The organism is Actinobacillus ureae ATCC 25976 (genome assembly GCF_000188255.1).
GTDB classification, from domain to species: domain Bacteria; phylum Pseudomonadota; class Gammaproteobacteria; order Enterobacterales; family Pasteurellaceae; genus Actinobacillus; species Actinobacillus ureae.
This window is the reverse complement of record NZ_GL831080.1, coordinates 82,285-88,400: the sequence shown is the minus strand read 5'-3', so window position 1 is coordinate 88,400 and position 6,116 is coordinate 82,285. Positions and strand designations below refer to the sequence as shown.

The 6,116-nt window shown below is 43.2% G+C and carries 4 protein-coding genes and 2 pseudogenes; all 6 read right to left on the bottom strand.

Annotated elements, in window-relative coordinates:
- Window positions 1-108: 108 nt before the first annotated feature.
- Window positions 109-1,476, bottom strand: coding sequence for an FGGY-family carbohydrate kinase (locus HMPREF0027_RS00430; protein WP_005621142.1), 1,368 nt, complete (start codon window positions 1,474-1,476; stop codon window positions 109-111).
- A gap of 119 nt (window positions 1,477-1,595) precedes the next feature.
- Window positions 1,596-2,576, bottom strand: a complete 981-nt coding sequence (locus tag HMPREF0027_RS00425) for a TRAP transporter substrate-binding protein (protein ID WP_005621141.1) — start codon at window positions 2,574-2,576, stop codon at window positions 1,596-1,598.
- Window positions 2,577-2,708: 132 nt separating this feature from the next.
- Window positions 2,709-3,695 (bottom strand): TRAP transporter substrate-binding protein, encoded by a 987-nt coding sequence (locus HMPREF0027_RS00420; RefSeq protein WP_005621139.1) that lies wholly within the window; start codon window positions 3,693-3,695, stop codon window positions 2,709-2,711.
- A 72-nt stretch (window positions 3,696-3,767) separates the two neighbouring features.
- A pseudogene (locus HMPREF0027_RS00415) lies at window positions 3,768-5,045 on the bottom strand (TRAP transporter large permease subunit).
- Window positions 5,042-5,524 (bottom strand): TRAP transporter small permease, encoded by a 483-nt coding sequence (locus HMPREF0027_RS00410; RefSeq protein ID WP_005621133.1) that lies wholly within the window; start codon window positions 5,522-5,524, stop codon window positions 5,042-5,044. Before HMPREF0027_RS00410 ends, HMPREF0027_RS00415 begins: the two are co-directional and overlap by 4 nt.
- 81 nt (window positions 5,525-5,605) lie before the next feature.
- Window positions 5,606-6,020 (bottom strand): annotated as a pseudogene (locus HMPREF0027_RS00405) (NanQ anomerase/TabA/YiaL family protein).
- Window positions 6,021-6,116: the final 96 nt, after the last annotated feature.

Below are 6,116 nucleotides of genomic sequence, written 5' to 3'. Positions count from 1 at the left end.
GCCTTATAACGAACAGTTTGAAATGACAAGCGGTCGGAATTTGCAAAAAATTTGCAGATTTCGACCGCTTTTTTACGCTTAAAGCATCGCTTTTAACGCTTCGGTGAGCTATTGATAACGCTGATATTTTTGTTGGTAAGCGGCAAAATTTGCCGGATTCGGTTGTACTTTTAACATTTCCGCTTTTAATACCAGCACTTGTGAAATTTCTGCACCGGTGCCTTGCATCGCCATTAATGCCGCACCTAAACAACCGGTTTCTTCCACTTGCGGAATTTCCAATTGCATACCGGTTAAATCGGCGAGCATTTGCAGCCAAATCGGTGATTTGGTCGGCCCACCGGTTACACGTAATACATTTGCATTCGGGAAACGTTGCTTCATACGGTTGAGGTGGTGCATAAGGCTAAACAGCACGCCTTCATAAATCGCCTGCAATAAATGTGCTTGGCTGTGGTGCGATTGCAAGCCGTAGAAGCCCGCTTGCATACCTAAGCCGGCATTCGAGCCATATAAAAACGGCACGAATAACACGGAACTGGCTGCCGGCGGTAAACTCGCCACCTGCTGATTAATTTCCGCATAATCCAATTTCCATTGTTTCACAAACCATTCCAAATTACCGGCAGAAGTTGGGCTGGCTTCGTGTATGATAAATTTACCTTCATCCGCATAGCGACCATAGACAAATGGCAAGGTTTGAGTAGGGTCGAGATTATCGGTAATGCCGCTGACAACCAACCATGTGCCTAATACCGCATTCAGTTTGCTTTCGTCATCTAAGTTGGCACAACGTGCGGTCGAAACCACATCAAACAAACCGCCGACCACCGGCGTTCCTGCTGCTAAGCTGGTTAGTTCGGCTGCCGCTTCGGTAACATAGCCGGCAATTTGATTCGGTTTAATCACAGGCGGTAGCTTTTCTAAAATATTTTGCAAACCGAGCAGTTCGGCAAGCGTTTGGTCGTATTCGCCGGTTAGACAGAAACGCAAATAGTCGTGCGACATCAGTACCGAGCCTATTTTTGCATAGCGTTCCGGCTCATTGTCTTGTACCCAGCGCAAAATCGAAACCGGATGCCCGGTCCATAACGTCTGGCGGGTAATCGGATAAAGTTTTTCCGGAATACCGTCCGCCTGCCATTGCTTCACAATTGAAAGCGAACGTTGATCGGAAGACAAAATCGCTCTGCCAAGCGGTTGGTTTTGCTGATCAAGTAAAAATGCACCTTTACCCTGTGCTGAAATGCCCCCCCCTTTGATAGCAGTCGGATTTATTCCACTTTTTGCAATAGTTTGACGTACTATCTCGGCACACACTTGCCAGAGTTGTTGCATATCTCGCTCGGCATAGCCCGCAGGTTCGCTGATAACCGCCACATTCTCACGATGAATACCGTGCAACTCACCGGTTTGGTCAAAAAGTGCGGCTTTGACAAAAGTACCGCCACAGTCTATGCCTAGGTAGTAGTTCATTTTTTGCTCCAATTATTCGAGAGGTGAAAGATTGCCTCCCATCATTGCTATGTTTTTATCCTAGTTTGTAAGCGGTCATTTTTGCGAAAAACTTTGCAAATCAGACCGCTTGTAATAGCTTATTTCGCTAACGCATCAATTTGTTTGATAAGGTTGTCGCCGTTTTTTTCAATAAAAGCTTTGCGAGTTTCACCTTCAACCGCCGCTTTAAACGGATCAGTATCCTGTGTCTCGACAAATTCTACACCGGCTTTTTTCATTTTTTCGATAATGCCTTGTTCATTATCTAAATTGAGTTGGCGTTGATATTTACCCGCCTCAAGCGCAGCTTCACTAAGTGCTTTTTGTTGCTCCGCCGATAATGCATCGAATTTGGCTTTGTTCATTACCACAATCAGCGGTGTATAGCCGTGATTAGTCGGGCTGAAATATTTTTGTACTTCATACAGTTTTGCTGACCATACAATACCAATAGGGTGTTCTTGTGCATCCACCGCTTTGGTTTCTAATGCGGTATAAAGCTCAGAAAGCGGCATCGGATTTTCACCTAAAATCGAAAACGCTTTGATATACATCGGGTTTTGGTTGGTACGTACTTTCAAACCTTTAATATTTTCCGGTTTGGTTACCAGATGTTTAGAGTTAGTAAAACCACGGAAGCCCACTTCCCAGAATGCTAAACCTTTTAAGCCGTGTGCTTCTAATTTTACCAACAGTGTTTGTCCAATTTCGCCGTCTAACACTTGGTAAGCGTGGCTGCGATCTTTAAAAATAAACGGAATATCAATCACGTTTAGTTCGGAGGCAAGTCCCGTAAAGTTTGAGGAGCTGGACATCGCTAAATCAATGGTGCCGCCACGTACACCGCTAATTGCGGTTTGCGCATTACCAAGCGTGCTATCGGGGAACAAGCTCAGTTTTAATTCTTTATTGGATTTTTGTTGTAATAACTCGTTAAATTTTTTGGCGGCAATATGTTGGCTGTCGGAACGTGGCGCTTCATAACCGAAACGGAAAGTGGTCTCCGCCGCCTGAACGCCGCTAAATAAAGAGAAACTCGCAACCAATGTCGCAAGTGCTTTAAGATTAAAACATTTCATAACGTTCTCCAAAAAGGGACTAAGCAGTTTCCTATACACCCTCTCCCTCTGGGGGAGAGGAAAAATCAGGGAGAGAAGAACAAGCGGTCTGATTTACAAAAAAGTTTGCAAATCAGACCGCTTGTTACGGCATTATTTCGCTAATGCATCTACTTTTTCGACTAATTCTTTGCCGTGTTTTTCGATAAAATCTTTGCGAACTTCCGCTTCAATTGCCGCTTTAAACGGTGCGTTATCCACTTGTTCGATCACTTCTACGCTGGCTTTGCGAAGTTTTTCGATAATGTCTTTTTCGTTTTTCACGTTGAGATCACGCTGGAATTGCCCTGCTTCTTTTGCTGCGTCTAACACTGCTTTTTGCAATTCCGGTGTTAAGCCGTCAAATTTAGCTTTGTTCATCACGACGATTAATGGAGTGTAGCCGTGGTTGGTTAGGCTTAAATGTTTTTGCACTTCATATAATTTTGCCGACCAGAAAATACCGATTGGATGTTCTTGTGCATCCACTGCACGGGTTTCAAGTGCGGTATAAAGTTCAGAAAGCGGCATCGGCACTGGATTGCCGCCCAATAAGTTGAAAGCTTTGATATACATTGGGTTTTGGTTGGTGCGAACTTTTAAGCCTTTAATATCTTCCGGTTTGTTTACTGCATGTTTTGAGTTAGAGAAAGCACGGAAGCCGACATCCCAGAACGCCAAGCCTTTTAAGCCTTGTTTTTCAAGATCTTGTAATAAACCTTGACCGATTTCACCGTCTAGCACTTTGTAAACGTGTTCACGATCTTTAAAGATAAACGGAATATCAATCACGTTTAATTTCGGTTCTAAACCGGTGAAGTTCGGTGAACCTGACATTTCAATATCAATCGTACCGCCACGCATACCGCTGATCATGGTTTGTGCATTACCTAATGTGCTGTCCGGGAACAATTTGAGTTTGATTTCCCCTTTAGTTTTGTCTTTTAATAATTCATCAAATTTTTTCGCCGCAACGTGTTGGCTGTCGGAACGAGGTGCTTCATAACCGAAACAAAGCAAGATTTCCGCATTTGCTACACCAGAAAATGCCACTGCGCTGGCAACGAAAGCTGATAAAGTTTTTAGATTAAAAAATTTCATAGGGGTCTCCTAAGTAGGTTGGGAATTTGTTACTTTATTAACCCTCTCCCCTATCAAAGGGGAGAATTATGATTACTGCATCCAGCTTAACGGCACTAAAATTAAATCCGGTACGAATACAAAGAGCAGTAATAAACCAATCATCATAAATAGATACGGCATAATGCCTTTTGCCGCTTGGTCAAACGGCAGTTTTGACACGCCGGTAATCACGTTTAATACGTTACCGACCGGTGGGGTAATTAAGCCGATTGAGGTGTTAAGAATGAATAACACACCGAAGTAAACCGGGTCGATTCCCGCTTCTTCAATTAATGGCATTAACACCGGAGTTAAGATTAAAACGGTTGCGGTTAAGTCCATTACCATACCGATCACGAATACCGCTAACATCACCACTAATAATAACGTTGTCGGGCTTTCGATTAACGGCTCAAGTAATTCTGTTAACATGGTCGGCAATTCCGCCACGGTAATTAACCAGCCTGTGATGTTTGCCGCTGCGACTAAGAACATTACCACTGCGGTGGTTTTGGCCGCCGTTAAAATCACTTTATAGAGATCTTTAAATTTCAATTCACAATAAACGAACAGTGAAACCACTAACGCATAGAATGTCGCTACCGCACCGGCTTCGGTTGGGGTGAACATACCGGAACGAAAACCTCCGATAATGATCACTGGTAACATTAACGCCCAAATACTGTTTTTAAACGAAATACAAAGTTCTTGTTTAGTTGCTTTTGAGAAGGTCATTAAGTCGAGACGTTTCGCTTGCCGCCACCAGAGTGCGGCTAAACAGAGGCCCATCATAATGCCGGGGAAGATCCCCGCTAAGAATAATTTGGTAATGGATACGCCACTTGCAACGCCGAATACGATAAACGGAATGCTTGGCGGGATAATCGGTGCAATAATACCCGCAGTACCGATTAAACCGGCTGAACGGTCAATCGGATAGCCGGTAGTTTTCATCATCGGTAATAACATTGCTGCTACCGCTGCGGTATCCGCTACCGCCGAACTGGAAAGGCTCGCTATAATCATTGCGGCAAGAATTGCCACGAAACCTAAACCGCCACGTTAATGACCAACCAATTTCATCGGTAAGTCGATAATACGTTTGGAAAGTCCGCCTTCATTCATAATTTCGCCGGCGAGAATAAAGAAGGGAATCGCCATGAGTGAGAAGCTGTCCGCACCGCTAACAAGTTGCTGGGCAATAATTTGTGCATCAAATAAATCTAAGTGAAGCATTAACGCTACACCACAAATCAATAACGCAAAGGCAACCGGCACACCTAAAATAATAGCACCAAGTAATACGGCAAGGAAAATTACGACTGTCATTGTACTTCTCCCTTAACTAAAGCGGTCAAATTTGTCACCATTCTTGCAATAATCAAAATACCGATTAACACACCTGCAACCACGCTGGCGAGGAAAGTAATCCCTTTTGGTAAGCCTGAAATTGGTGCGAGGTTGTTGAGGTTAAGTTGGAATTGGATCCAACTGCCGTCCACAATCAGATAGCAGCAGAATAACATTGCCGCATCGGTAAATAGTTTTAAAACATTACGACCGATAGGGGAAAGTTTGTCGGTAAGTACGGTGACGCTAACGTGTTGATTCTCGCTAAATGCCAATACCGCACCTAAAAAGGCGAGCCAAACGAACATGTAGCGAGAAACTTCTTCGGTCACATTGATACTGCTGTTAAAACCGTAACGCAGCACTACATTGAGAAAAACCAAAATCGACATTGCCGATAAAATAATCACGGCAAACGCCTCAATCGCTTTTCCAATAAATTGAGCGATGGGTTTCATCTTTTGCTCCTTGAGTTTGTAAAAATCTAGAATTTTTTTACTACTTGTAAGATCCCCCTCTTTAGTAAAGAGGGAAGCGTTTTACTTAGTTTCAGACATTGCAATTTTTACTACCACTTTGCGGATTTTCTCCGTGCCGTTAAAAATCGCTGTTCTATGGCAATCTTCCGGGGAAAAACACGGCAAAATTACCGGTTTCACAGGTAAAAATTTGCTCATTTTCGACTGCTTGATAATACTGAATATCTCATTCCGGCAGGTAAGTGGTGTGAATTGGATTCTTACCGCTATCTACCGCAAACGCCATTTTTTCTTTACCTTTGTGAAGATATTGCACATCTAAGTAATTATGGTGGACTTCGGGTTGGAATTCCGAAATGTCTTTGGTTTCCAAATCCAATACTTGGACGTAAATATCTCTGCCTTTCAGCTCGTAAACGCCCACTTCCATCGCATCAAAATCGGTGTTTTTTAAATAACGCAATGCGTATTGGATCGCTTCCGGATATTATTTCGGGTTGTAGTTTGAAATATGTCCGAAAAACATCGTTTGTTCCTCGTAAAATTTTTAAAGAATTTGACCGCTTGCTCT